The sequence below is a fragment of the Nonomuraea sp. NPDC046570 genome (assembly GCF_040645915.1).
Classification (GTDB): domain Bacteria; phylum Actinomycetota; class Actinomycetes; order Streptosporangiales; family Streptosporangiaceae; genus Nonomuraea.
Map to the genome: position 1 here is coordinate 105612 of NZ_JBEYZF010000021.1, position 24449 is coordinate 130060.

At 73.0% G+C, this 24449-nt stretch carries 21 protein-coding genes; 8 read left to right on the forward strand and 13 right to left on the reverse strand.

Annotated elements, in window-relative coordinates; all coding sequences use genetic code 11:
• Window positions 1-10 precede the first annotated feature (10 nt).
• On the reverse strand, window positions 11-1216 hold the full coding sequence (locus ABZ911_RS28725) for a cytochrome P450 (protein WP_358062490.1): 1206 nt from the start codon (window positions 1214-1216) through the stop codon (window positions 11-13).
• A 103-nt stretch (window positions 1217-1319) separates the two neighbouring features.
• Here ABZ911_RS28725 and ABZ911_RS28730 point away from each other — a divergent pair, with 103 nt between their 5' ends.
• The gene (locus ABZ911_RS28730) at window positions 1320-2456 is read left to right on the forward strand and encodes a TetR/AcrR family transcriptional regulator (RefSeq protein ID WP_358062492.1); all 1137 of its coding nucleotides are present in this window, start codon (window positions 1320-1322) and stop codon (window positions 2454-2456) included.
• Here ABZ911_RS28730 and ABZ911_RS28735 read toward each other — a convergent pair.
• From ABZ911_RS28735 to ABZ911_RS28745, 3 genes are read right to left on the reverse strand one after another with little or no spacing between them, the layout of a single operon-like run.
• Window positions 2449-3654 (reverse strand): TIGR04053 family radical SAM/SPASM domain-containing protein, encoded by a 1206-nt coding sequence (locus ABZ911_RS28735; RefSeq protein ID WP_358062495.1) that lies wholly within the window; start codon window positions 3652-3654, stop codon window positions 2449-2451. The genes ABZ911_RS28730 and ABZ911_RS28735 overlap by 8 nt on opposite strands.
• On the reverse strand, window positions 3647-5089 hold the full coding sequence (locus ABZ911_RS28740) for a nitronate monooxygenase (RefSeq protein ID WP_358062498.1): 1443 nt from the start codon (window positions 5087-5089) through the stop codon (window positions 3647-3649). The genes ABZ911_RS28735 and ABZ911_RS28740 overlap by 8 nt, the downstream gene beginning before the upstream one ends.
• A gap of 31 nt (window positions 5090-5120) precedes the next feature.
• Window positions 5121-5612, reverse strand: a complete 492-nt coding sequence (locus tag ABZ911_RS28745) for a hypothetical protein (protein ID WP_358062501.1) — start codon at window positions 5610-5612, stop codon at window positions 5121-5123.
• 210 nt (window positions 5613-5822) lie between these two features.
• On the opposite strand from ABZ911_RS28745, the gene ABZ911_RS28750 reads away from it, so the two are divergent.
• From ABZ911_RS28750 to narI, 6 genes are all read left to right on the forward strand, one after another.
• Window positions 5823-8441, forward strand: coding sequence for a multicopper oxidase domain-containing protein (locus ABZ911_RS28750; RefSeq protein WP_358062504.1), 2619 nt, complete (start codon window positions 5823-5825; stop codon window positions 8439-8441).
• Entirely contained in the window at window positions 8438-8875 is a 438-nt protein-coding gene (locus ABZ911_RS28755) for a hypothetical protein (RefSeq protein ID WP_358062507.1), read from the forward strand. The genes ABZ911_RS28750 and ABZ911_RS28755 overlap by 4 nt, the downstream gene beginning before the upstream one ends.
• Before the next feature lie 203 nt (window positions 8876-9078).
• Window positions 9079-12777 carry a nitrate reductase subunit alpha gene (locus tag ABZ911_RS28760; protein WP_358062510.1) on the forward strand — a complete coding sequence of 1233 codons (3699 nt, stop codon included), beginning with the start codon at window positions 9079-9081 and terminating at the stop codon, window positions 12775-12777.
• On the forward strand, window positions 12777-14429 hold the full coding sequence (narH, locus tag ABZ911_RS28765) for a nitrate reductase subunit beta (protein ID WP_358062513.1): 1653 nt from the start codon (window positions 12777-12779) through the stop codon (window positions 14427-14429). The genes ABZ911_RS28760 and narH overlap by 1 nt, the downstream gene beginning before the upstream one ends.
• Window positions 14426-15037, forward strand: coding sequence for a nitrate reductase molybdenum cofactor assembly chaperone (narJ, locus tag ABZ911_RS28770; RefSeq protein ID WP_358062516.1), 612 nt, complete (start codon window positions 14426-14428; stop codon window positions 15035-15037). Before narH ends, narJ begins: the two co-directional genes overlap by 4 nt.
• The gene (gene narI / locus ABZ911_RS28775) at window positions 15034-15759 is read left to right on the forward strand and encodes a respiratory nitrate reductase subunit gamma (protein ID WP_358062519.1); all 726 of its coding nucleotides are present in this window, start codon (window positions 15034-15036) and stop codon (window positions 15757-15759) included. Before narJ ends, narI begins: the two co-directional genes overlap by 4 nt.
• A gap of 63 nt (window positions 15760-15822) precedes the next feature.
• Here narI and ABZ911_RS28780 read toward each other — a convergent pair whose 3' ends face one another.
• Window positions 15823-16230, reverse strand: coding sequence for a RidA family protein (locus ABZ911_RS28780; protein ID WP_358062522.1), 408 nt, complete (start codon window positions 16228-16230; stop codon window positions 15823-15825).
• A 59-nt stretch (window positions 16231-16289) separates the two neighbouring features.
• On the opposite strand from ABZ911_RS28780, the gene ABZ911_RS28785 reads away from it, so the two are divergent.
• Entirely contained in the window at window positions 16290-16901 is a 612-nt protein-coding gene (locus ABZ911_RS28785; RefSeq protein ID WP_358062525.1) for a TetR/AcrR family transcriptional regulator, read from the forward strand.
• Between the two features lie 95 nt (window positions 16902-16996).
• Here the strand turns inward: ABZ911_RS28785 and ABZ911_RS28790 are convergent, their stop codons facing one another.
• The 8 genes from ABZ911_RS28790 to ABZ911_RS28825 all read right to left on the reverse strand — a co-directional run bounded on the left by ABZ911_RS28790 (window position 16997) and on the right by ABZ911_RS28825 (window position 24378).
• Complete coding sequence (locus tag ABZ911_RS28790) at window positions 16997-18253, reverse strand: MFS transporter (protein ID WP_358062528.1); 1257 nt, start codon at window positions 18251-18253, stop codon at window positions 16997-16999.
• Window positions 18254-18370: 117 nt separating this feature from the next.
• Window positions 18371-19003, reverse strand: coding sequence for a class I SAM-dependent methyltransferase (locus ABZ911_RS28795; protein ID WP_358062531.1), 633 nt, complete (start codon window positions 19001-19003; stop codon window positions 18371-18373).
• A gap of 4 nt (window positions 19004-19007) precedes the next feature.
• Complete coding sequence (locus tag ABZ911_RS28800; RefSeq protein WP_358062534.1) at window positions 19008-19736, reverse strand: siderophore-interacting protein; 729 nt, start codon at window positions 19734-19736, stop codon at window positions 19008-19010.
• Window positions 19733-20257, reverse strand: a complete 525-nt coding sequence (locus tag ABZ911_RS28805) for a PadR family transcriptional regulator (protein ID WP_358062537.1) — start codon at window positions 20255-20257, stop codon at window positions 19733-19735. The genes ABZ911_RS28800 and ABZ911_RS28805 overlap by 4 nt, the downstream gene beginning before the upstream one ends.
• 71 nt (window positions 20258-20328) lie before the next feature.
• A complete protein-coding gene (locus ABZ911_RS28810; protein WP_358062540.1) occupies window positions 20329-21930 on the reverse strand; it encodes an ABC-F family ATP-binding cassette domain-containing protein in 1602 nt (533 codons plus the stop codon).
• 158 nt (window positions 21931-22088) lie between these two features.
• Window positions 22089-22721 (reverse strand): maleylpyruvate isomerase family mycothiol-dependent enzyme, encoded by a 633-nt coding sequence (locus ABZ911_RS28815; protein ID WP_358062543.1) that lies wholly within the window; start codon window positions 22719-22721, stop codon window positions 22089-22091.
• A gap of 23 nt (window positions 22722-22744) precedes the next feature.
• Window positions 22745-23974, reverse strand: a complete 1230-nt coding sequence (locus ABZ911_RS28820; protein ID WP_358062546.1) for a DUF6596 domain-containing protein — start codon at window positions 23972-23974, stop codon at window positions 22745-22747.
• A gap of 62 nt (window positions 23975-24036) precedes the next feature.
• The gene (locus tag ABZ911_RS28825; protein WP_358062549.1) at window positions 24037-24378 is read right to left on the reverse strand and encodes a YciI family protein; all 342 of its coding nucleotides are present in this window, start codon (window positions 24376-24378) and stop codon (window positions 24037-24039) included.
• Window positions 24379-24449: the final 71 nt, after the last annotated feature.

Sequence of the window (24449 nt, forward strand, 5' to 3'; positions counted from 1 at the left end):
AACTCTCTCCTCAGAGGGTGACGGGCAGTGACGCGAGGCGCCAGGTGCCCGGGTCGGGGACGCGCGCGCTGTCCTGCGCGGACTCGGCGAGCGCCAGGTCGGGGAAGCGGTTGAGCAGCGCGCCGAGCGCGACCTCGGTCTGCACCCGGGCCAGCGCGGCCCCGAGGCAGAAGTGCGGCCCATGGGCGTAGCCGAGGTGCGACGACGGCCCCGTGGCGCGGGTGAGGTCGAGCCGGTCGGGGTCGGCGAAGGCGCGCGGGTCGCGGTTGGCGGAGACGATGACGGCCGTGACGGGTTCACCCTTGCGGATCAGCACGCCGTCCAGCTCGACGTCCTCGCGGGCCTGGCGGGGAATGGTCATCAACTGCGGCCCGCTCCAGCGCGTCAGCTCCTCCACGGCGCCCGGCAGGAGGCCGGGGTCGGCGCGCAGCGCGGCGAGCTGGCCAGGGTCGCGGAGCAGGGTGTCGACGGCGTTGGCGATGAGGTTCGTCGGCGTCTGCCCGGCCAGGACCAGGTTCCACACCAGGGTGACCATCTCGGCGTCGTCGAGCCGGTCCCCGTCGTCGGCCTGGGTGCGGAGCAGGTCGGAGATCAGGCCGTCGCCGGGCTCGGCCCGCCGGTGGGCGATCGCCGCCTTGGCGCCGTCCATGATGGCGGGGATGGCGTCGGCGAACGCCTGGCCCCAGCCGGCCGCGACGGCCGCGCCGTACTCACGCCACTGGGCGCGGTCGGAGTCGGGGATGCCGACCAGTTCGCAGATCACCTCGATGGGCAGCGGTCGCGCGAAGTGGGCGAGCAGGTCCACCGAGCCGTCCTCGGCATGGCTGTGCAGGTCGTCGAGCAGTCTCCCGACGATCGGCTCGATCCGCGGCCGGAACTCGGCGGCGCGGCGCGCGGTGAACGCGGGCGACACCAGCCTGCGCAGCCGCGCGTGCTCCGCCCCTTCCATCTCCTGCATGGTACGCATGTAGGCGAGGCAGTGCTCGGGGATGCCGGGGGGCCGCATGAAGCTGTCGGCGTTGAGCTCGAACCTCGGGTCGGTCAGCATCGCCCTGGCGCCCTCGTGCCGCGTCACCGCCCATATCGGGCCGAATCCGGGCGCCATGATCCGAGCCAGCGGCGAGCGCTCCCGGGCGCGTCCGTACGCCGTGGCGGGGTCGCGCAGCACCTCGACGTCCGTGAGGTCGATCTCGGGAAGGTCGCCCACCTCGGTCATGAACACTCCAGATTTCGGATGGCCACATCAGATGGTCTCATCATATGCACGCGTCTCGGTATCGTGGTTCAGAACGGACGGGCCACACCGGAACGAGGGGACGATGAGCCGGCTCACCAGGGCAGAGACGCAGGAGCGCAACCGCGCCAAGGTGCTGGCCGCCGCCCAGGACGAGTTCACCGAGCACGGCTTCCGCAACGCCAAGATCGACGGTATCGCCGAGCGGGCCGGGCTCACCCGCGGCGCGGTCTACTCCAACTTCCCCGGCAAGCGGGCCCTCTACTTCGCCGTCCTGGCGGACCTCGCCGAACGCGCGCCCGAGCCGCCGCGCCCGGAGCCCGGCCGCACCTCCGGCGAGGCGCTCAGCGCCTTCGCCCGCGCCTGGGTCGCCCGTCTCCCCCTCGCCACCGACGATCAGCGCGGCGCGGCCCGGCTCGGCATGGACCTGATGCCCGAGGTCGTCGCCGACGAACGTACCCGGCGCCCGTTCACGCAGTTGATGAAGCTCGACGCGCTCCTGCTCGGGCTGGCCCTGGAGCGCATGCGCCCGCCCGGCGCGCCGCCCCGCCGCCTGGTGCCGGTCGCGGAGGCGGTGCTCACGGTCCTGCACGGCGCGAGCCAGATGGCCGCCGCCGCGCCCGGCTTCATCGAGCCCTTCAACGTCGTCAGCACCTGCGAGCAGCTGGCGGACCTCAGGCTCGACGACGAGTGGGCGCCCCCGCACGTGCAGTGGATCCCGCGGGCGCGGCCCGCCGACGAGGCGTGGTCCCCGCCGCGGGCGTGGGACGCGGTGACGGGCGCGCCCGCGCGGCTCACGGGCGACGGCGTGGTGGCGGTCCTCGGGCTGCACCGGCTGGAGGCCGTCGAGGAGGCGGTGCGCGCCGTGCCGCCTGGGGCCGAGGTCACCGCCGTGCTGGTCACCGGCGACGCCGGTGAGCTGGTACCGCTGGCGCGGCTGGCCGTCGCCGACTTCCGCGGCTGCCTGCGCCAGGCGTTCCCGCGCTCGGCGTGGCCGCGCCTGCAGGTGGTGTACGACGAGTCGGGCGCCGTGGCCGCCGCGGCCGGGGTCCCGGCGGTCAGCGACGGGACCGAGGCCGCCGTCTGCGTCGAGGCGGGCCGAATCGTGGCCCGCGCCGACGGCCGCGGCGCGTGCCACTCGGCCGCGTCGGCCGATCAGCCCGGCCCCGGCCGCCCGGGGAGCACACAAACCGGCCAGACCGAGGCCCGTCCGGTCAGGTAGCGCTCAGGCCGGCCGCCAGGTCGTCCTGGTAGGGGAAGCTGCCCGGGACGTAGGCGCACCACGGCTCCTCGGCGAGCGGGTCGCCGCTGACGGCGAACGCGCGGGAGCGGGAGCCGCCGCACGCGGCGCGGAACTCGCAGTCCCCGCACCGCCCGGACAGCAGGCCGGGATCGCGCAGGGAGGTGAACACCGGGGAGGTCCGGTAGATCTCCGTCAGCGGCAGGTCGCGCACGTTGCCCGCGGGCAGCGGCAGGAACCCGGACGGGGACACCTCGCCGGTGTGGGACACGAACACCAGGCCGCGCCCGGAGTTCACGTCGATCGGCGGGCGGCGGGTCCTGCTCGGGCGGATCAGCCCGGACCGTTCGGCCCGCCGCCGCAGCGCACGGTAGAGCGCGCCCAGGCCGAGCGCCTCCACATGGTCGACGCCGCGCGTCTCCAGGACGTGCCGCTGCAGGGCGACCCGGCGGAAGTGGTGCGCCTCGGTGGTCTTCACCGGGATCGTCGACCCGATGTCGTAGAGGAAGTTCAGCACGTCCTCGCACTCCTGGGCGGTCAGCGAGGCGAGGCTGCGGCCCCGGCCGGTCGGGATGAGGAAGAACACGCTCCACAGCAGCGCTCCCCGGTCGCGTACCAGGCGGGCGATGTCGGGCAGGTCCATCATGCTGGTCCGGGTGACGGTGGTGTTGATCTGCACTCTGAGCCCGGCGTAGTGGGCGGACTGCCAGGCGCGCAGGGTGCGGCCGAACACGCCGTCGAAGCCGCGGAAGTCGTCGTGGCGTTCGGCGGAGGCGCCGTCGAGGCTGAGGGAGATCACCGTGGCGCCCGCGTCGCGCAGGCGGGTGAGGGAAGCGGAGGTGAGGGCGGGGGTCGCCGACGGGGACACGGCCGGGGTGAGGCCGAGTTCGCGGGCCTGCCGTATCAGGTCGTACAGGTCGGGGCGTTCGAAGGGGTCGCCGCCGGTGATGACGAAGAGCGGGGCGGGGCGGCCGAAGTCGGTGATCTGCCGCATCAGCCGTACCGCCTCGTCGGTCGTCAGTTCGGCGGGGTCGCGGGCGGTCCGGGCCTCGGCGCGGCAGTGGTGGCAGGCCAGCGGGCAGGCCCGGGTCGCCTCCCAGATGACGATGAACGGGGACGCGGCGACGTCGCGGCGGACGCGGCGCACCGGGCGCGGACGCCGGGTGGTGGACTCAGGCATGTTCCGTCCCGTGGAGAAGGCGGCCGACGACGTCGGCGGCGGTGTAGTCGTCCGGCAGGTCGTCCAGGAAGGCGAGGTCCCGGCCGAGGGTGAGCAGCGGGGGCTCCTCGTAGCCGTCGGGGCGGTGCTGCCCGAGCCCGATGGCGCCGACCAGCCCGTTGCACAGGCATCTGCGCCCGGTCGTGTCGTCGGCGGGCCGGCCCTTGCGGGTGTAGGTGTCGACCGGCTCGGCCGGGCAGCGGTAGCCGACCGAACCGCCGTCGCGCAGGTACGGCGTCCGCAGATGCCCCAGGTCGCACAGGCGCGGCCGGGCCGCGTAGACGTCCGGGTCGGCCAGCGTCCCGGGCACCTCGGCCACCTTGAACGGGAAACCGGCCGGGGAGGCGTGCGGATCGTTGCGGACCACCAGGGTGCCGTCGGCGGCGGCGTCCAGCAGGCCGCGCCGGAGCTTGTCGTCCAGCCCGGACTCCCGGCACAGGGCGAACGCGGTGCCCACCTGGACGCCGGCGGCGCCGATCCGGAGCGCCCGCGCCAGCCCGCCGGGACGGCCGTAGCCGCCGGCCAGCCAGAACGGCAGCCCGAGGGCGGCGACCTTGCCGGTGTCGACGTGGTCGCGGGGGCCGTACAGCGGCTCGCCCGCGTCGTCGAGCCGCATCCTGCCCCGGGGCGGCGCGCTGTGGCCCCCGGCGGAGGGGCCTTCCAGGATGAATCCGTCGGGGCGGGTCTCGGGTTTGCGGGCCAGGTAGGTCGCGAGGATGTCGGAGGAGACGATGGCCAGCAGGCTGGTCCGCTTCAGCGGGGCGGGGCGGGACGCGCCGTACAGGTCGGCGGGGTCGAGGTCCGCGGTGTGGCGCTGGTCGGCGGCGGCTCCCGCCACCGTGACCGACACCTGCGCGGGCCGGTGCGCGGCGAGCGCGTCGAGCAGCCTGGGAATCTCCGAGGGGATGCCCGCGCCCATCAGCACGTAGTCGACGCCGGCGAGCATCGCGCCGTAGGCCGCGGCGGGCGTGGCCATCTGGATCTTCTCCAGGTAGTTGACGCCGACCGGTCCGTCATGCCCCTCCCGGGCGAGGAACACCTCGACGAAGTTCGCGGCGGCGATGAGCTCGGTCCGCCCGCGATGCGGCCGCAGCCCGAGCCGGGGCACCGGCCGGTACGGCACGCCCGGGGCGATGCCCCCGGCGACGAAGTAGCGCTCCAGGATCCCCTCACTCACCGCCGGAAAGGGAAAGGCCTCCAGGGCGCGCCGCAGGTCACCGCTCGGGTCGCCCTGCTGCAGCCGCCGGGCGAGCACGACGTCCAGCGCCACCCCGGACACCACGCCGAGTTGCCCGGTGCGCGCGACGGCCCGCGCCAGCCGCCACCCGGACACGCCGACTCCCATCCCGCCCTGGATCAGCACGGGAAGCCCGGTGGGCCGCTCGGCGATGGTCAAGGGGAACCTCCTGCTCGATGGAAAGTGGTCGCTACCGGCCGGCGGAGAGGGTGGTGCCCGCGGCGACGAACGCCGCTCCGGCTCCCATCAGCACCGCGCCCAGGCCGACGGCCAGCGAGGTGACCTGCGCGGCCTGGTAGGCGTTCATCAGGGAGGCGCGCAGCGTCTCGCCCATGAAGGCCGTCTGGCGCAGCGCGGTGAGCTGATCGTCCTTGCCGCCCGCGGCCTGCAGGTCGGCGCTGACCTGGGAGTAGCTGCGGCCCCCGGTGGCCTGGCGCACGTTGTCGCCGATCATGTCGGAGAACAGGCGCGCCTGCGCGCCGCTCTCCACTGGCCGCCCGGCGTGGCGGGCGAGTTCGGCGGGCAGCCCTTTCACCGGGAAGGTGATCTTCTGACGGATCAGCTCGTCGCGGATCTCCCCCTTGCCGCGCAGGCCGCGGGCCGTCAGGACGGCGCCGGCCGTCAGCATGGTGACGCCGGCGCCGCCGAGCAGCAGCGGCGCCGGTCCCCGTACGTTGTTCACTGGTCTCTCCTCGTCCGGTCGGGCTCAGGGGACAGACTGCGGCCCGGCGCGGACACGGCGTAGGGCCACTGGCCCCTGATATTCGGGATGAAGGTCCCACGGCGGATGAAGGACTTTGGTCCTGCTCATTGCGGCCTTTCAGCCCGAGCCCCGCCGCCCCGGCGCTCTCTAGCGTCGACTGAGGCCGGTCACCGATAGGGGGTACCCGAGTTGGCTTCGGTTGACATTCGTATCGAGAAGCGGCCTCCGCCCGCCGCGCCGCCGCGTCGCCGCGCTCCGTGGCACCTGCGCGCGAACGCGATCGTGGTGGCGTGGCTGGCCCTGACCGTCGCGTCCGCGACGGCGGGCGAGGCGCTGCCGGCGCCGCGCTGGCTGCTGATCCACGTCTTCCTGCTCGGCGCGGTCTCCACCGCCATCCTGATCTGGAGCGAGCACTTCACCGTCGCGCTGCTCCGCGCGCGGACGCCGGAGCCGCGCTGGAGCGTCACCCGACTGCTGGCCCTGAACGCCGCGACGGCGGCGGTGCTGTACGGCGTGACCGTCGGCCCGTGGCAGGTGGCGGCGGCGGGCGCGGCCCTGATCGTGGCGGTGGTCCTCTGGCACGCGGCCGCCCTGCTGAAGATGGTACGGCGCGCGCTGCCCGGCCAGTTCGGCCACGTCATCCCCTGGTACGTGTGCGCGGCTGGCGCTCTGGCGATCGGCGCCGTCCTCGGCGGTCTGCTGGCCGCCCACCTCACCTCCAGCGGCCTGCACGAGCGGATGCAGGCCGCGCACGCCGAGGTGAACCTGTTCGGCTGGGTCGGCCTGACCGTGCTCGGCACCCTGTTCACGCTGTGGCCGACGGTCCTGCGCACCCGCATGTCCGCCCGCACCCGCAAGGCGTCCGTGATCGGCCTGCGGCTGGCGGCGCCGGGCCTGCTGGTGGCCGTGGCCGCGCTGGTGGCGGGCTGGCGCTGGGCGGCGGTCGCGGGACTGGCCGTGTACGCCGCCGGCGCGCTGGCGGCGCTGCTGCCCCTGGCCGAGACGCTGCGCCGCCGCCGCCCGCACACCGGCGCGGCCTGGATGCTGGGCGCCTCGGTCGTCTGGTTCGAGCTCGCGCTGCTCGCCGATCTGGTGATCGTGGCGACCCGCCCGGCCGACCAGGTGGGCGACGCCCTGGAGCCGCTGCTGCCGCTGGTGCTCGTCGGATTCGTCGCCCAGGTGCTGCTGGGCTCGCTGCTGCACCTGCTGCCCGCGGTGCTGGGCGGCGGCCCGGCCCGCTTCAAGGAGAACGCGGCGCTGCTGGAGCGGGGCTGGCCGGTCCGGCTGACGGCGCTCAACGCCGGGGTGCCGCTGCTGGCCCTGCCGGTGCCGAGGCCGCTCGCCCTGCTGGGCTGGGCGCTGGTCCTGGGTTCCGCCACCGCGTTCGTCGTGCTGGCCGTGATCGCCCTGTTCCGCGCCAAGGCGGCCGAGGGCGGGCCAGCGGACGGGACGGAGGCCGGGACGAGGGGCGGGAAGGGCCCCGTGCTGGCCGGGCTGGTCGTCGGATGCCTGCTGACGGCAGCCGCCGTCGTCAGCACGACGACCGGTGGAGCGCCCCCGGCCGCCACCGTGACCGCCACCGGCGCGCGGACGGTCGAGGTCACGCTGATCGGGATGAGCATCCAGCCCTCGGTGATCGAGGCCGCCCCGGGCACGGTCCTCACGTTGCGCGTCACCAACAAGGACGCGCAGCGGCACGACCTACGGCTGGCGACGGGAGAGCGCACACCGCTGCTGACCGCCGGGCAGAGCGTCACGCTGAAGCTCGCCCCGCTCGGCGAGCCCGTCGACGGCTGGTGCACCGTGGCCGGTCACCGCGCCGCGGGCATGACGATGCGCATCGTGCCCACCGGCACCCGGGCGCGGCAGGACCCGGCCGCGCAGCCGCAGGGGCACGCCGCCCACGGGAACCCGCAGGCGACCGCCGGACCCGCCCGCCTGAACGTGGCCGCGCCGATGTCCCCGGGCTGGAAGCCGTACGACGCCACGCTGCGCCCGGCGCCCGGCGGCAAGGAGCACCGGGTCGAGCTCCGGGTGGAGGAGACCGAGCAGGAGGTGGCCCCCGGCGTACGGCAGCGGGTGTGGACGTTCAACGGCGCCGTTCCCGGGCCGGCGCTGCGCGGCAAGGTCGGCGACGTGTTCACGGTGACGTTCGTCAACAACGGCACGATGGGGCACGGCATCGACTTCCACGCCGGCGCCACCGCGCCGGACGTGGCGATGCGCACCATCCAGCCGGGCGAGCGGCTCACCTACCGGTTCCGGGCGGAGTACGCCGGGGCGTGGCTGTACCACTGCTCGACGATGCCGATGAGCCAGCACATCGCGAACGGCATGTACGGGGCCGTGGTGATCGACCCGCCGGACCTGCCGCGGGTGGACCGGGAGTTCCTGCTGGTGCAGGGCGAGCTGCACCTGGGCGAGCCGGGCAGCGAGGCCCAGGTCGCCAAGATCCGCGAGGGGCGTCCGGACGGCTGGATGTTCAACGGCACCGCCGCGGGCTACGACCACGCCCCGCTGGAGGCGAAGGCGGGCGAGCGGGTGCGGATCTGGGTGGTGTCCGCCGGGCCGAGCTCGGGGACCGCTGTGCACGTGGTCGGGGCGCCGTTCGACACCCTCTACCTGGAGGGCGCCTACCGGCTGCGCGAGGACGACCCGGGTGGCGCGCAGGTGCTGGGCCTGGCCCCGGCGCAGGGCGGGTTCGTCGAGCTGGTCTTCCCCGAGCCGGGTAGCTACCCGGTGGTGGACCACACGATGCGGCACGCCGAGGCGGGCGCGCACGGCATGTTCCGGGTGGGTGCGCGATGACCTGGTGGTCGGTGGTGCGCTTCCTGCACGTGCTGTCGGCGGCGCTGTGGGTCGGCGGGCAGCTCACCGTCTCGCTGGTGGTACGGCCGCTGACGCTGCGCCTCCTGGACGAGGAGCGGCGCGGCCGGGTGCTGAACGCCGTCGGCCGCCGGTTCGGCATGTTCACCGGGGCGGTGTTCCTGCCCCTGCAGCTCGGCACCGGCGTGGCCATCGCCTGGCACAAGGGCGTCACCTGGGCCTCGCTGGCCGAGCCCGGGTACGGGCGGGTCCTGGCGGCGAAGCTGGCGCTGTTCTGCGCGGTCATGCTCGCCGCCGGCCTGCACGGCTGGGCGTCCGCCGCGGGACGCGCCGGTTTCGCCCGAGCCATGGCGATGGCCGCGCTGGTCGGGTCGGTCGGGGTCGTCCTGCTGGCCACCGGTTTGCCGGCCACCTGAGCCGATCACCGGGTCGCCGGGGTCTTTGGGCCCGATCGAGGGGACCAAAGGCCCTGACCCCGGGATACGCACCCCCACCAGGATGAAAGACGTCGCAGCCGGCCGTGTCTGTCGGCCGCTACCGGGCTCCCCGAAGAACCCGCACCTTTAAGTGCGATTTTTCGGGATATGCACGGTTCGTGACGGATGAAAGAGGAGTACACATGGCGGGCATGGACGGGCCGGTCAACGACGCCCTGCTACGGCTGGGCCGGCACCTGCGCCCCGGAACGGTCTCGGAAGACCTCCGCACCCTGCACCAGATCGGTGGCCGGCAGGGGGACGCCTTCTACCGGGACCGGTGGAGCCACGACAAGGTGGTGCGCTCCACGCACGGGGTGAACTGCACCGGATCGTGTTCGTGGAAGGTCTACGTCAAGGACGGGATCATCACCTGGGAGGCCCAGCAGACCGACTACCCGAGCGTCGGCCCCGACCGGCCGGAGTACGAGCCGCGCGGCTGCCCACGCGGCGCCGCGTTCTCCTGGTACACCTACTCCCCCACCCGGGTGCGCTTCCCGTACGCGCGCGGCGTGCTGGTGGAGATGTACCGGGAGGCCAAGGCGCGCCTGGGCGACCCGGTGGCGGCCTGGGCGGAGATCACCGCCGATCCCGAACGGCGGCGCCGCTACCAGTCGGCCCGCGGCAAGGGCGGCCTGGTGCGGGTCACCTGGGACGAGGCCACCGAGATGATCGCGGCCGCGCACGTGCACACCATCAAGGAGTACGGCCCCGACCGGGTCGCGGGCTTCTCCCCGATCCCGGCGATGTCGATGGTCTCGCACGCGGCGGGAGCCCGCTTCGTGTCGCTCCTCGGCGGCACCATGCTGTCGTTCTACGACTGGTACGCCGACCTGCCGGTGGCCTCACCCCAGGTGTTCGGCGACCAGACCGACGTGCCCGAGTCGGCCGACTGGTGGGACGCGGCCTACCTGATGCTGTGGGGCTCCAACGTGCCGGTGACCCGGACGCCGGACGCGCACTACATGACCGAGGCCCGCTACCGGGGTCAGAAGGTCGTCGTGGTCAGCCCCGACTACAGCGACGCGACCAAGTTCGCCGACGAGTGGCTGGCCCCGCACCCGGGCACCGACGGGGCGCTGGCCATGGCGATGGGGCACGTGATCCTCAAGGAGTTCTTCGTCAACCGGCAGGTGCCGTACTTCGTCGACTACGTCAAGCGGCACAGCGACCTGCCGTTCCTGGTGACGCTGGAGCGGCGCGACGGCGGCCATGTGCCCGCCAAGTTCCTGACCGCCGCCGACCTGGACGAGCCGGGTGCGGACGGCGACGCCGAGGCGGCGTTCAAGACGGTGCTGATCGACGCCGTGACCGGCGAGCCCGCGGTGCCGAACGGCTCGCTCGGGTTCCGCTTCTCCGAGCAGGGCGAGGGCCGCTGGAACCTGGACCTCGGCGACGTCGACCCGCTGCTGACGCTGGACGGCGACCCGTCCGTGACGGTCCTGCTGCCCCGCTTCGACCAGCCCGACGGCACCGGGGTGCTGCGCCGCGCCGTCCCGGCCCGCGAGATCGGCGGGCGGCTGGTCACCACGGTCTACGACCTCATGCTCGCCCAGTACGGCATCACCCGCCCCTCGCCCGGCGCCCACCCGGCCGACGGCGCGGCGGAACCGGCGGACTGGCCGGAGTCCTACGACGACGCGAGCGCGCCGTACACCCCGGCCTGGCAGGAGACGATCACCGGGGTGCCGGCGGCCAAGGTGGTGAAGATCGCCCGCGAGTTCGCCCGCAACGCCGAGGAGTCGGGGGGCCGCTCCATGATCATCATGGGCGCGGGGACCAACCACTGGTTCCACTCCGACACGATCTACCGCTGCTTCCTGGCGCTGACCACGCTGACCGGCTGCCAGGGCGTCAACGGCGGCGGCTGGGCGCACTACGTCGGCCAGGAGAAGTGCCGGCCGGTCACCGGCTGGGCGCAGATGGCGTTCGGCCTCGACTGGGCGCGCCCGCCCCGGCAGATGATCGGCACCGCCTACTGGTACCTGCACACCGGCCAGTGGCGCTACGACACCTACAGCGCCGACACGGTCGCCTCGCCGCTGGGCGGCGGGGAGTTCACCGGCAAGGCGACCGCGGACCTGCTGTCGCAGTCGGCGCGGCTCGGCTGGATGCCGTCGTACCCGACGTTCGACCGCAACCCGCTGGACCTGGCCGACGAGGTGGCCGCCGCCGGGCAGGAGGCGGGGCCGTACATCGCGGCCAAGGCCGCCTCCGGTGAGCTCGGGTTCGCCTGCGAAGACCCGGACGCGCCGGAGAACTGGCCGCGCGTGCTCACCGTGTGGCGGGCCAACCTGCTGGGCTCCTCGGCCAAGGGCAACGAGTACTTCCTGCGGCACCTGCTCGGCACCGACTCCTCGGTCCGCGCCGCCGAGGCCGCGCCCGAGCAGCGGCCCGAGGACGTGACCTGGCACGAGGAGACACCGCGCGGCAAGCTCGACCTGCTGCTGTCGCTGGACTTCCGGATGACCTCCACGACGCTGTTCTCCGACATCGTGCTGCCCGCCGCCACCTGGTACGAGAAGCACGACCTGTCCTCGACCGACATGCACCCGTTCGTACACGCGTTCAGCCCGGCGATCGACCCGCCCTGGCAGACGCGCACCGACTTCGCCGCCTTCAACGCCATCGCCAAATCCTTCAGCGCGCTCGCCGCCACCCGCCTGGGGGTGCGCAAGGACGTGATCGCGGTGCCGCTGCTGCACGACACCCCGGACGAGCTCGCCACCCCGCACGGCCAGGTACTCGACTGGCGGCGGACCGGCCGGACCCCCGTGCCCGGCCGCGACTTCCCGAAGATCGTGACGGTCGAGCGGGACTACGGGGCGATCGCCGACAAGATGGCCTCGCTCGGCCCGCTGATCGACAAACTCGGCACCACGACCAAGGGCATCACCTACCGGGTCACCGCCGAGGTCGAGCGGCTCGGCCGGATGAACGGCACGGTGCGCGGCGGTGTGGCCGACGGCAGGCCGTCGCTGGCCCGCGACACCGACATGTGCGAGACGATCCTGGCGCTGTCGGGCACCACCAACGGCCACCTGGCCGCCCAGGGGTTCGACACGCTGGCCCGCCGTACCGGGACGAGCTTCGACGGGCTCGCCGACGAGCACAAGAAGATCACCTTCGCCGACACGCAGGCCAGGCCCGTCCCGGTGACCACCTCGCCGGAGTGGTCGGGCAGTGAGACCGGCGGGCGGCGCTACTCGGCCTTCACCATCAACGTCGAGCACCGCAAACCGTGGCACACCCTGACCGGCCGCCAGCACTTCTTCCTGGACCACGACTGGATGCACGAGGTCGGCGAGGCGCTACCGGTCTACCGGCCGCCGCTGAACATGACCGTGCTGTTCGGCGAGCCGGGCGTCGGCGAGGGCGGCGAGCAGGGCATCACCGTGCGCTACCTCACCCCGCACTCCAAGTGGTCGATCCACTCGGAGTACCAGGACAACCTGCTGATGCTGACCCTGTCGCGGGGCGGGCCGAACATCTGGATGAGCCCGGCCGACGCGGCCCGCGCCGGCATCCGCGACAACGACTGGGTGGAGGCGGTCAACCGCAACGGCGTCGTGGTCGCCCGCGCGATCGTCTCGCACCGCATGCCCACCGGGACCGTGTACATGTACCACGCCCAGGAGCGGGTCGTGGACGTGCCCAAGAGCGAGACGTCCGGGCGGCGCGGCGGGATCCACAACTCGCTGACCCGCCTGCTGATCAAACCGACGCACCTGATCGGCGGCTACGCCCAGCTCTCCTTCGCGTTCAACTATCTCGGCCCGACCGGTAACCAGCGGGACGAGGTCACCGTGATCCGCCGCCGCAGCCAGGAGGTCGACTACTGATGAAAGTCATGGCCCAGCTCGCCATGGTGATGAACCTGGACAAGTGCATCGGGTGCCACACCTGCTCGGTCACCTGCAAGCAGGCATGGACCAACCGGGCGGGCACCGAGTACGTCTGGTTCAACAACGTCGAGACCCGGCCCGGACAGGGCTACCCCCGCACCTACCAGGACCAGGAGAAGTGGAAGGGCGGCTGGGAGCTGAACCGGCGCGGCCGGCTTCAGCTCAAGGCCGGTGGACGGCTGAAGAAGCTGATGTCCATCTTCGCCAACCCGCTGATGCCGTCGATCCAGGACTACTACGAGCCCTGGACCTACGACTACGACCGGCTGTTCTCCGCGCCGATGCAGGACGACACCCCGGTCGCGCGGCCCAAGTCGCTCATCACCGGCGAGAACACCAAGATCAGCTGGAGTGCGAACTGGGACGACAACCTGGCCGGCGGGCCGGAGCTCGCGCCCGCCGACCCCGTGCTGCGCAAGCTGTCGAACCAGGTGAAGCTGGAGTTCGAGCAGGCGTTCATGTTCTACCTGCCGCGCATCTGCGAGCACTGCCTCAACCCCTCGTGCGTGTCCTCCTGCCCGTCGGGGGCGATGTACAAGCGCTCCGAGGACGGCATCGTGCTGGTCGACCAGGACCGGTGCCGGGGGTGGCGGATGTGCGTGACCGGCTGCCCGTACAAGAAGGTGTACTTCAACCACCGCACCGGCAAGGCGGAGAAGTGCACCTTCTGCTACCCCCGGGTCGAGGTGGGCCTGCCCACCGTCTGCTCGGAGACCTGCGTCGGGCGGCTGCGCTACCTCGGCATCATCCTCTACGACGCCGACCGGGTGACCGAGGCCGCCTCCGTCCCCGACGAGAAGGCGCTGTACGAGGCGCAGAAGAGCGTGATGCTCGACCCGCACGACCCGGCCGTGATCGCCGCGGCCCGCGCCGACGGCATTCCCGAGGACTGGCTGGACGCGGCACAGCGCTCGCCCATCCACAAGCTGATCTTCGAGTTCGGGGTGGCCCTGCCGCTGCATCCGGAGTACCGGACCATGCCGATGGTCTGGTACATCCCGCCGCTGTCGCCGGTCGTCGACGTGCTGACCGGCACCGGCCACGACGGTGAGGACGCCGGCAACCTGTTCGGCGCGATCGACGCGCTGCGCATCCCCATCGAGTACCTGGCCGAGCTGTTCACCGCCGGCGACCCCGAACCGGTCCGGGGGGTGCTGCGCCGGCTGGCGGCGATGCGCTCGTACATGCGCCGGATCAACCTCGGGCAGGAGCGCGACGAGTCGATCGCGGCGGCGGTCGGCATGAGCGGCCAGAGCATCGAGGAGATGCACCGGCTGCTGGCCATCGCCGCCTACAACGAGCGCTACGTGATCCCCAAGGCGCACGCCGAGCAGGGCGCCCAGCTGGAAGAAATGGCAACCGGGTGCAGCCTCGACTACGAGGGCGGCCCCGGCATGAGCGGCCCGTTCGGCGAGGCGTCCGGCATGCCCACACCGGTCGCGGTGGAGAACTTCCACGCGCTCAAGGACCGGCAGACCACCGGCGCGCTGGTCGACCCCGAGGAACGCCAGGGCCGCATCAACCTCCTCAACTGGGACGGCAAGGGCAAACCCGATGGTCTCTTCCCGAAGAAGAACGGCGAATCATGAGTGAAGCACGCACCGCCCACATGGTGGCCTCGGTGCTCCTCGGCTACCCCGACGACGCGTTGTACGGCGCCCGCCAGGTGCTGACCGAGTCGGTGGCCACGCTCCCCGAGGGGGAGGTCCGCACCCGGTTGACCGCCTTCCTCGACCACCTGGACGCCACCTCGCGGGCCGACCTGACCGCCCACTACGTGGCGACGTTCGACCTCAAGCGCCGCTGCTGCCTGTACCTCACCTACTACGCCTACGGCGACACCCGCAAACGCGGCGCCGCCCTGCTGCGGTTCAAGCACGCCTTCCGCTCGGCGGGATTCGAGCTCGCCGACGGGGAACTGCCCGACCACCTGGCGGCGGTGTGCGAACTGTCCGGCCGCGGGGCCGTCAGGGAGGCCAGGCGGCTGCTGCTGGAGAACCGCGCGGGCCTGGAACTGCTGCGCAAGGCGCTGGAGGCCGAGAGGTCGCCGTACGCCGACGTCATCGCCGCCGTGCTGGCCACGCTCCCGCCGGCCGGGCTGCGGGACCAGGAGGCCGCGCTGCGGCTGGCGACCCAGGGGCCGCCCGCCGAGGAAGTCGGGCTCGAACCCTTCGCCGTCATGGGAGGAAACCGGTGAACGTGCTGCTCTGGGTGGTGGCGCCGTACGTGGCCATCACCGTGTTCGTGCTCGGGCATGTGTGGCGCTACCGCTACGACAAGTTCGGCTGGACCACCCGCTCGTCGCAGATGTACGAGTCGCGGCTGCTGCGGATCGGCAGCCCGCTGTTCCACTTCGGCATCCTCGTGGTGGCGCTCGGCCACGTCGGCGGGCTGGTGATCCCGAAGAGCTGGACCGAGGCGCTCGGCGTCAGCGAGGAGCTGTACCACCTGGCGGCGGTCGTCCTCGGCACCGTCGCCGGAGTGTCCACGCTCGCCGGTCTCGCCATCCTGATCTACCGGCGGCGCACCGTCGGCCCGGTGTTCACCGCCACCACCCGCAACGACAAGCTGATGTACGCCGTGCTGGCCCTCACCATCGTGCTCGGCCTGGCCGCCACGGTGGCGGCCAACATCGTCGGCGGCGGCTACGACTACCGCACCACCATCTCGCCCTGGTTCCGGTCGATCTTCTACTTCCAGCCTGATCCCGCGCTGATGGCCGGAGCCCCGATCCTGTTCCAGTTGCACGCCCTCAGCGCGCTGCTGCTGTTCTCGGTCTGGCCGTTCACCCGGCTGGTGCACATGCTCACCGCCCCCGTCGGCTACCTCACCCGGCCGTATGTGGTCTACCGCAGCCGGGACGGGCAGCGGCCCGGCTCCCGCGCTCCCCGGCGGGGATGGGAGTCGTCCTCCCGCTGAAGTGACGCGACAAGGCCGACCGGCACTGTGCCGGTCGGCCTTGTCCATGGGTTCTTCGCCCGATCAGTCGAGGACCGCGGTGGCTTCGACTTCGACCAGGAGATCGGGTTCCCCCAGTGCCGCGACGCCCAGGAGGGTGATCGGTTTGACCGGGTCGATCCCCAGCTTCGCGGCCGCCCGGGCGACGCCCTCGCCCAGCAGTGGCATCTTCTCGGGCTTCCAGTCGACGACGTAGACGGTCAGCTTCGCCACATCGTCGAAGGATCCGCCGATCTCGGCCAGAGCGATGCCGATGTTGAGGTAGCACTGCTCGACCTGGGCGGCGAGGTCTCCTTCGCCGACCTTGCGGCCTTCGGCATCGCGGGCGACCTGACCGGCGAGGAACACCAGTCTCGATCCCGTGGCGATCGAGAGCTGGCGGTAGACGTCAGGTTTCGGCAGTCCGTCGGGGTTGAACAGCTTCACGCTCATGACCGCTCCTCGGTTTCGGCACTCGACCAAACCATAGCAATGCTATGTATTGTGGCGCCATGGTGCGCACGAAAGATCCCGCTGTCCGCTCCCTGCTGATCGACCGAGCCGCGCAGATGCTGCGCATGCGGGAGCCGGTGACCCTGCGCTCGCTGGTGGCCGGAACCGGCGTGTCCACGATGGCGGTCTACACCTACTTCGGCGGCATGGACGGCCTCTGGAAGGCGATGCGGCAGGAAGGGTTCACCCGCCTGGCCGCCAAGCTCGCGGCGGTCTCGATGTCCGCGGATCCGGTACGGGACCTGGCCGCCCTGGGGGCCGCGTACCTGTCCAACGCCCTGGCCTGCCCCGATCTGTACCGGGTCATGTTCGATGCCGGGTTCGAGCTCGAGGACGCCGGGGCCGCGGACGAGACGTTGCACTGCCTGGTCAGCGCCGTCGAACGGGCCAAGGCCGCCGGTCGTTTCCGCGGCGACGTCGATCCGCTGGAACTGGCGACGCAGAGCTGGGCCGTCGGTCACGGCCTGGCATCGCTCGTGGTCACGGGCCCGCTGCCGCACCAGGCGCTCGCCCATGGCGTGCCCATGCTGACCGCCCTGTTCACCAGCTCAGGCGACGATCCCGGCAGATGCCGCCGGTCGGTCGAACTCGGCTGGACATCACGCCCCTAGCCCGCGCGCCCCAGCCCCTGTGTGGTCCCTCCCTCGGGTGGAAGCCACAAGCCCGGCCCGGCGAAGGCCGGGCCGGGCTGAGCTGAGCGGTCCGATCAGTGGCCGGTTACCGAGGGGACGGGCCGCGCGGCCGCAGTGGCGGAGGCCGCCGCCCGCCGCCGGGCCGCCGCCCGGACCACGGTCACGGTCAGCACGGCGGTCAGCGCCGAGACGACGGCCAGCAGCGCCAGGCCGAGCGCGTAGGAGCCGAACTGGCCGTAGATGAAGCCCATCACCAGCGGCGGGACGAACCCGCCGAGGCCGCCCGCGGCGCCGACCAGGCCGGTGACCGAGCCCACCTTGTCGGTCGGGGCCACCTGGGCGACCAGCGCGAAGGTTGCTCCGCTGCCCGCGCCGAGCGCCGCGGCCATGGTCAGGAACGCGATCGTGCCCACCGGCATCAGGGCCGGTGTGAAGGCCTGCGCGGCGGCGGCGACGGCGGCCACGACGAACACGGCGGTCAGCACGGGAAGCGGCCCGAACCGGTCGGACAGCCAGCCGCCGATCGGGCGCAGCATGACCGCCAGCAGCACGAATCCGGCCATCCGGTTGGCGGCGTCGGCCTGCTCCAGGCCGTAGGCGGTCTGCAGGTAGGCGGGCAGGTAGACGGAGAAGGCGACGTACCCGCCGAAGGCCACCGCGTACAGGATGGACGCCTGCCAGGTGATCGGCAGCTTGGCGGTGGCCGCCAGGCGGGCCATCAGCGGCTGGGCCGGGACGGTACGGCCGGGCGCGTCCCGCATGACCAGCCAGGACACGACCGCGTAGAGGGCCAGGACGACGGCGGTGATCAGGAACGGGGTCGCCGAGTCACCGGACTTCACCAGTTTGACGGTGGTCAGGGCGCTGATCGCGGTGCCGCCCATGCCCGCCCCGAAGATGCCGACGGCCAGACCTCGGCGCTCCGGCGGGAACCAGGCGTTGACGAAGGGCACGCCGACGGCGAACACCGTGCCGCCGATGCCCAGGAAGAAGCCGCCGACCAGCAGCGCCGCCAGCGAACCCTGCCCGGCCAGGCCGATGAACAGGACGGGGACGATGGTGGCGGCCGAGATCAGCGGGAACATCACCCGGCCGCCGAAGCGGTCGGTGAGCGCGCCGACCGGGATGCGGCCCAGCGAGCCGACGATCACCGGTACGGCGACGAGCAGCGCCTGCTGGGAGGCCGACAGGCTCAGCAGATCCTTGAACCGCGGGCCCAGTGGGCTGAGCAGCGCCCAGGCCCAGAAGTTCACCGCGAAGCCCAGTGTCGCCAGCGTCAGCATCAGCGCCCGCCGGCCGCCGCCGGCCGGAGCCTGCCTGTCAGTACCCATCTCACCCGTCCTTGTCACAGCGGTAGCAGCCCGGTGCTCCCTCGTACCCCCATCCCAGTCCAGGACGCCTCTATCCGGACACCGACCAAGGTCCCGTCCGTCCAGGACCTCCGGCACTCAGGAGGCTCTGCGACCGAAGCGCCCATCCCGCGGCTTCTCCCAGAGCAGGCAGTAGCGGCGCAGCAGGAGTCGGCGGAACCGGCAGCCCGGCAGGACGGCCCGAGCCACCCGGCCGATCTCGCCCCAGGACATGATCGGATCCATGGCGGGCACGCCCTGGCCGGGGCCGCTCTTGCCGCCGTGCGGCCGTCCGGCGACGCGTGAGGCGAGCTGGCCGGCGCCGCTGATGGTCCAGTCCAGCGGGGAGCGGTTCCGCCCGAGACCGATGATCACCAGGCGTCCGCCGGGGGCGAGCAGCCGTACCAGGGCGTCCAGGGCCTGCCGGAAGTCCGCGTGGTGCACGACCGCGACGGCGCTGACGAAGTCGTATGCGCCCTCGGGGAGCGCGCCGTCGAGGTAGTCGGCCTCCACGAACGAGGCGTTCGGCAGGTGGCCGTGGCGTTCGCGGGCCATCGTGATCGCCGCGGCCGACCGGTCCGCGCCGGTCACGGCGGGTACGCGCCCGGCCAGCTTGCCGACCAGCAATCCGTCGCCGCACCCGACGTCCAGAGCCTGCTCACACCTGTCCGGCACCGCCCGCAGCACCAGCTTCTGGTAGTGCACATTGTGATTCCAGTACGGATCAGGCATCGGCTCAGTCCAGTCCGCGTTTGCCCGGTGTCCAGAACGGTTTCGTGCGCACGTCCCGTCGCTGCCAGCCGCGTTCGCCGACCAGGTGGGCGCGGAGGGCCTGGATGGTGCGCGCCTCCCCCGCCAGGTAGGCCACGCCGGGCTCGTCCGGCAGGTCGAGTTCCCTGACCGCCTCGACCAGGGTCTCGGAGCTCGCGGCCGGCGCCCCGTTCCTGCACACCCGGACCAGCTCGCGGGACAGGTCGAGGTGGTCGTCGGGGGTGGCGGCCTCCACCACCCCGAACACCGCCGCCCCCGCGGGCAGGTCGCGCAGCATCGCGCCGAAGGCGACCGAGGCGGTCTCCTCTCCGGCGAACAGGTGGTACGGCGCGCCCTGCCGTACCACGAAACGTCCTTCCGGCCTGGTGAAGGCGACCTGCCGGCCGGGGTGGGCGTTCCGCAGCCAGGTCGCGCCGGGCGCGTCCCCGCCGTGGTCGTAGCCGATCAGGTCGAGGGCCTCCCAGGAGGGGTCGTGCCGCCACACCGAGTAGGTGCGTAAGGCGCCCTTCGTCCAGGTCTTCGTCGCGAACGGGTCGTCGACCAGCAGCCGGACGTGCTGGCCCGGTGTCCATCGCAGTCCGGCCAGGCCTTCGCCGGCGATCGTGATCCGCCGCATGCGGGGCGTGACCCGCTCGACCTCCAGGATCTCCCCCTCGACGAACAGCCGGGCGCGCAGCGCGCTCGCGATGGTCATCGTCGCCTCGGGTCCAGGTGTTCGATCCGCCGGCGGGCCTCGACGAAGATGCCCTGGATCTGGTCGACGACCCTGGGGTCGCCGTGCGCGTGCGCGAGCGTCTTCACCGCGGCCTTGACCAGGCGCAGCGCGGGGCCGATGATCTCGGCGGCGTCGGGGTCGCGAAACATGCCCCATTCGCCCCGGCTGGCCGCCCGCCCCCAGATCCGCTCGACCTCCTCGGCCTGCTCGTCGACCGCGGCCCGCCCGGCGTCGGTGACGTGGTACACCTTGCGGCCGTCGGCCGCCTCGACCCGCACCAGCCCCTCGTCCTCCAGCAGTTGCAGGGTCGGGTAGATGGAGCCCGCGCTGGGCTCGTAGGTCCCGTTGAAGCGTTCGGCCAGGCGGTTCATCACCTCGTAGCCGTGCCCGGCCCGCTCGGCGACCAGGGCGAGGACGGCCAGCCGCAACTCCCCCGGCCCGAAGAAGCGCCCCGTCGGCCCGATACCGCCCGCACCGGGCGCGCGTCGTGCGTTCATCATGAGTCGGATGCTATATCGAACGATATAACGAAGTAAACACCCCTCGCGCGGGACCCTGCTTCCCGCGCGAGTCAGGCGAGCGCCACCAGGTCCAGGTAGTCGGCGCTCCACAGGTCCTCGGTGCCGTCCGGCAGCAGCAGGACCCGCTCCGGCCGGAGCGCCTCGATGGCCCCCTCGTCGTGGGTGACCATCACGATGGCCCCCGGGTACGCGCCGACCGCCGCCAGCACCTCGCCCCGGGAGGCGGGGTCGAGGTTGTTGGTGGGCTCGTCCAGCAGCAGCACGTTCGCGCCGGAGTGGACCAGCCCGGCCAGCGCCAGCCGGGTCTTCTCCCCACCGGACAGCACCCTGGCCGGTTTGTCGGCGTCGTCCCCGCTGAACAGGAACGAGCCCAGCACCCGCCGGGCCTCGCCGTCGTCCAGGTGCGGCGCGACCGAGGCCAGGTTCTGCCGGACGGTACGGGTGAGGTCGAGCGTGTCGTGCTCCTGCGCGAAGTACCCCAGCCGCAGCCCGTGACCGTGCACCACCCGGCCCTCGTCGGGGCGTTCGCGCCCGGCCAGGAGCCGCAGCAGGGTGGTCTTGCCCGCGCCGTTGAGCCCCAGGATCACCAGCCTGCTCCCCCGGTCCACGGCCAGATCCACCCCGGACAGGACCTGGTGCGCGCCGTACGACTTGGTCAGGCTGACCGCGCCGAGCGGTATCCGGCCGCACGGCGCGGGCTCGGGCAGCCGGATGCGCGCGACCTTGTCGGCGCGGCGGGCCGGCTCCACCCCGGCGAGCATCCGGTCGGCCCGCCGGGCCATGTCCCTGGCCCTGGTCGCGGTACCCGCGCGCGAGCGCATCTTGCCCGCCTGCGCGTGCAGCGACGCCGCCTTGCGCTCGGCGTTCACCCTCTCCCGGGTACGGCGCCGCTCGTCGGCGGCCCGCTGGGCGAGGTAGGTGTGCCAGCCGGTGTTGTGCACGTCGACGGCGGCGCGCTGCGGGTCGAGGTGGAAGACCCGGTTCACGGTGTCGGCCAGCAGCGAGGTGTCGTGGCTGATCACCACGAGGCCGCCCTGGTGACCGGTCAGGAACGTCCGCAGCCAGGCGACCGAGTCGGCGTCCAGGTGGTTGGTCGGCTCGTCGAGCAGCAGCGTGCCATGACCGGCGAACAGGATCCGGGCCAGTTCCACGCGGCGGCGCTGGCCGCCGGACAGGGTGCCGACCGCCTGGTCCATCACCCTGGCCGGCAGTCCCACCCCGGCGGCGACCCGGGCCGCCTCGGCTTCGACGAGGTACCCGCCGCCCGCCTGGAACCGCGCCTCCGCGCGGGTGTAGGCGGCCATCGCCGCCTCCTGCGCGGCCGGGCCGGCGGCCTGGGCCATCGCGTGCTCGGCGGCGCGCAGCGCGCGGACCGCCTGGTCCAGGCCGCGGGCGGACAGGATCCGGTCGGTGACGGTGGCGGCGGGGTCGGCCGCGCGCGGGTCCTGCGGCAGGTAGCCGTGGGAGCCGGTGCGGGTGATGGATCCGGCGGCGGGCTTGGCGTGCCCGGCCAGGGTCTCCATCAGCGTGGTCTTGCCCGCGCCGTTGCGGCCGACCAGGCCGACGCGGTCGCCGGGGGCGATGTGGAAGGAGATGTCGGACAGCAGCAGCCGGGCGCCGACGCGCACGTCGACACCGCGAACGGTAATCATGATGTAACACTCCGTGAGAGCTCAAGGACACAGTGCTGGCGCGAAAGCGGGTGTCCGAGCTAGGCAAGACGGGGTGTAGACATGCCCGCCACTGTAGCGGGCACCCCAAATGAACCGCACTCCGTTTTCGCGCCGCTGACCGGCACGCGCCCGGAGGCCTACATCGCGGCCGCGATCCGTTCGGCGCCCGGCCCGGACAGGCCTGCCAGCCCCGCGGCCCGCCCGGTCGCCAGCAGGAGCAGGTCAGCCGCGGGCCCCCGGGCATCGTCCGGCCCCTCGCCGGCCGACCAGTCCAGGTCGGTGGCGGTCAGCCGCGTGCCGCGGAAGCGCTTGCGGGCGCCGTAGAACGGGCTGGCCAGGATGTGGTCGAGCGCCGCGATCGTCGGCTCCGCGGGCATCGCCCGTACGCGCCCGAGCGGCCGGGCGATGTCCTGGCCGTGGACCAGCGCGTCGGCGAGCGGGTCCAGCGGGCCGGAGCCGGGCGAGCGGCGAGCCGAGCCCGCCGTCTCCCGGAACTGCGCGACGAGCTCCGCGGGCGCGAACCTGGCCGCCCGCTCTCGCGCCTCGTCGGCGACCATCCGGTTGAAGTCGCCACGCGCCCGGATCGCGCCCTTGATCGTGCCCAGCAGGGTGCTTCGCGTGGACAGCGTCAGGTGCGCGGCCACATCGTGCGTCGTCCAGCCGGGGCAGAGGGAGGCCGCCTGCCACTCGTGGTCGCCGAGGTCGTCCAGGAAGTCGGCGAGGCTGAGCCGTTCGGCCTTCACCCAGGCCAGGATTTCGTCGCGGTCCATGTCCAACTCCTCAGTGGTCACCGTCATGTGCCGTCCGGCTCGACCGCGGTCAGCCTGCGCCGCAGGTGCGCCCGTTCGGGCTCGGTACCGGCCAGGCCGAGCGCCTCCCGGTAGGCCGCCGCGGCCTCGGGGAACCGGCCGAGCCGTTGCAGCAGGTCCGCGCGGGCGGCCGGGTAGGGGTGGTGGCCGCGCAGCCGAGGCTCGCCGGCCAGCTCGTCGAGCAGCGCCAGGCCCGCCTCCGGGCCGTCGCGCATCGCGACCGCCGCGGCCCGGTTCACCGCGACCACCGGGGACGGCATGAGCGCGAGCAGCACGTCGTAGAGCGCCACGACCTGCGGCCAGTCGGTGGTCGCGAGGTCGGCGGCCTCGTCGTGCAGCGCGGCGATCGCGGCCTGCACGCCGTACGGGCCGGGCGGGCCGCCGGTCAGCGCGGCGAGCACCAGGCCACTCCCCTCCTCGATCATCGTGCGGTCCCAGCGGCCCCGGTCCTGCTCGTCGAGCAGCACCATCTCGCCGCCCGGACCGGTCCGGGCGTCCCGCCGCGCGTGGATCAGCAGCATCAGCCCGAGCAGTCCGGCGACCTCCCGCTCGGCGGGCAGCAACCGGCGCAGGATCCGCGCCAGCCGGATGGCCTCCTCGGCGAGGTCGAGCCGCTGCAGTTCCGGTCCCGAGCTGGCCGCGTAGCCCTCGGTGAAGATCGAGTAGACCACCTGGAGGACCCCCGGCAGGCGCTGCGGCAGCTCGTCGGCGCCGGGCACGCGGAACGGGATGCGGGCCTCGCGGATCTTCTTCTTCGCCCGCACGATCCGCTGGGCCATCGTCGCGGACGGCACGAGGAAGGCCCGCGCGACCTCGGGCGTCGTCAGGCCGGCCAGGCAGCGCAGGGTCAGCGCCCCGCGGTCCTCGGCGGGCAGCGCCGGGTGGGCGCAGGTGAAGAACAGTTGCAGCCGCTCGTCGGGGAGGTCGCCGTCCGCGTCCGCGGGCGGGGCGGGGGCGGTCCGGTCCGCCTCCACCTGCAGGACGGCGAGCCGCGCGGCGTAGACCTGGTCCCGCCGCAGCCGGTCGACGGCCCGGCGCCGCGCCGTCGTCAGCAGCCAGGCGCCGGGCCTGGCCGGGACCCCGTCGACCGGCCAGTGCACCAGCGCCGCCTCGATGGCCTCGGAGGCGACCTCCTCGGCCAGGTCGAGGTCGCCGAAGCGGCGGACGAGGCAGGCGAGCAGCCTGCCGCGCTCCTCACGGAACACCGACTCCACGGACGAATCCACAGACGACCCGAGAGGCGTCCCGGCGAGGGCGGCCCGCTCGTCCATCGCCGTCAGCCCTCGAACTCGGCGACCGGCCGCACCACGACCGACCCGCCGTCGCGCGAGCCGGGGCAGCGAGCGGCCCACTCGAGCGCGACATCCAGGTCCGGCACGTCGATGACGTCGTAGCCGCCGAGGACCTCGCGGGTCTCGGCGAACGGCCCGTCCGTGACGGTCCGCTCACCCGCCTGGTCGACCCGGACCGTGGTGGAGGTGGTCAGGTCCTTCAACGCGTGCCCGGCGACCCAGATCCCCGCTTCCTTCATCGCCTTGTCGTAGGCCGCCCAGTCCTCGAAGCTGCACGCGTCGTTCGTGCCGGTCGCGGAAGTGTAGATCAGCAGCATGTACTTCATGGTCCGTCTCCTGGTGTGTCCTCGCACGGCGGGTCGCCGTACTACATGACGACGAACGGGCCCCCGTCAAA

What these genes read in the sequence shown, in the direction of transcription:
- ABZ911_RS28725 (WP_358062490.1), bottom strand. Translation starts at nt 1,216, where the DNA reads ATGACCGAGGTGGGCGACCTTCCCGAGATCGACCTCACGGACGTCGAG.
- ABZ911_RS28730 (WP_358062492.1), top strand. Translation starts at nt 1,320, where the DNA reads ATGAGCCGGCTCACCAGGGCAGAGACGCAGGAGCGCAACCGCGCCAAG.
- ABZ911_RS28735 (WP_358062495.1), bottom strand. Translation starts at nt 3,654, where the DNA reads ATGCCTGAGTCCACCACCCGGCGTCCGCGCCCGGTGCGCCGCGTCCGC.
- ABZ911_RS28755 (WP_358062507.1), top strand. Translation starts at nt 8,438, where the DNA reads ATGACCTGGTGGTCGGTGGTGCGCTTCCTGCACGTGCTGTCGGCGGCG.
- ABZ911_RS28760 (WP_358062510.1), top strand. Translation starts at nt 9,079, where the DNA reads ATGGCGGGCATGGACGGGCCGGTCAACGACGCCCTGCTACGGCTGGGC.
- narH (WP_358062513.1), top strand. Translation starts at nt 12,777, where the DNA reads ATGAAAGTCATGGCCCAGCTCGCCATGGTGATGAACCTGGACAAGTGC.
- narJ (WP_358062516.1), top strand. Translation starts at nt 14,426, where the DNA reads ATGAGTGAAGCACGCACCGCCCACATGGTGGCCTCGGTGCTCCTCGGC.
- ABZ911_RS28780 (WP_358062522.1), bottom strand. Translation starts at nt 16,230, where the DNA reads ATGAGCGTGAAGCTGTTCAACCCCGACGGACTGCCGAAACCTGACGTC.
- ABZ911_RS28785 (WP_358062525.1), top strand. Translation starts at nt 16,290, where the DNA reads ATGGTGCGCACGAAAGATCCCGCTGTCCGCTCCCTGCTGATCGACCGA.
- ABZ911_RS28790 (WP_358062528.1), bottom strand. Translation starts at nt 18,253, where the DNA reads ATGGGTACTGACAGGCAGGCTCCGGCCGGCGGCGGCCGGCGGGCGCTG.
- ABZ911_RS28795 (WP_358062531.1), bottom strand. Translation starts at nt 19,003, where the DNA reads ATGCCTGATCCGTACTGGAATCACAATGTGCACTACCAGAAGCTGGTG.
- ABZ911_RS28800 (WP_358062534.1), bottom strand. Translation starts at nt 19,736, where the DNA reads ATGACCATCGCGAGCGCGCTGCGCGCCCGGCTGTTCGTCGAGGGGGAG.
- ABZ911_RS28805 (WP_358062537.1), bottom strand. Translation starts at nt 20,257, where the DNA reads ATGATGAACGCACGACGCGCGCCCGGTGCGGGCGGTATCGGGCCGACG.
- ABZ911_RS28810 (WP_358062540.1), bottom strand. Translation starts at nt 21,930, where the DNA reads ATGATTACCGTTCGCGGTGTCGACGTGCGCGTCGGCGCCCGGCTGCTG.
- ABZ911_RS28815 (WP_358062543.1), bottom strand. Translation starts at nt 22,721, where the DNA reads ATGGACCGCGACGAAATCCTGGCCTGGGTGAAGGCCGAACGGCTCAGC.
- ABZ911_RS28825 (WP_358062549.1), bottom strand. Translation starts at nt 24,378, where the DNA reads ATGAAGTACATGCTGCTGATCTACACTTCCGCGACCGGCACGAACGAC.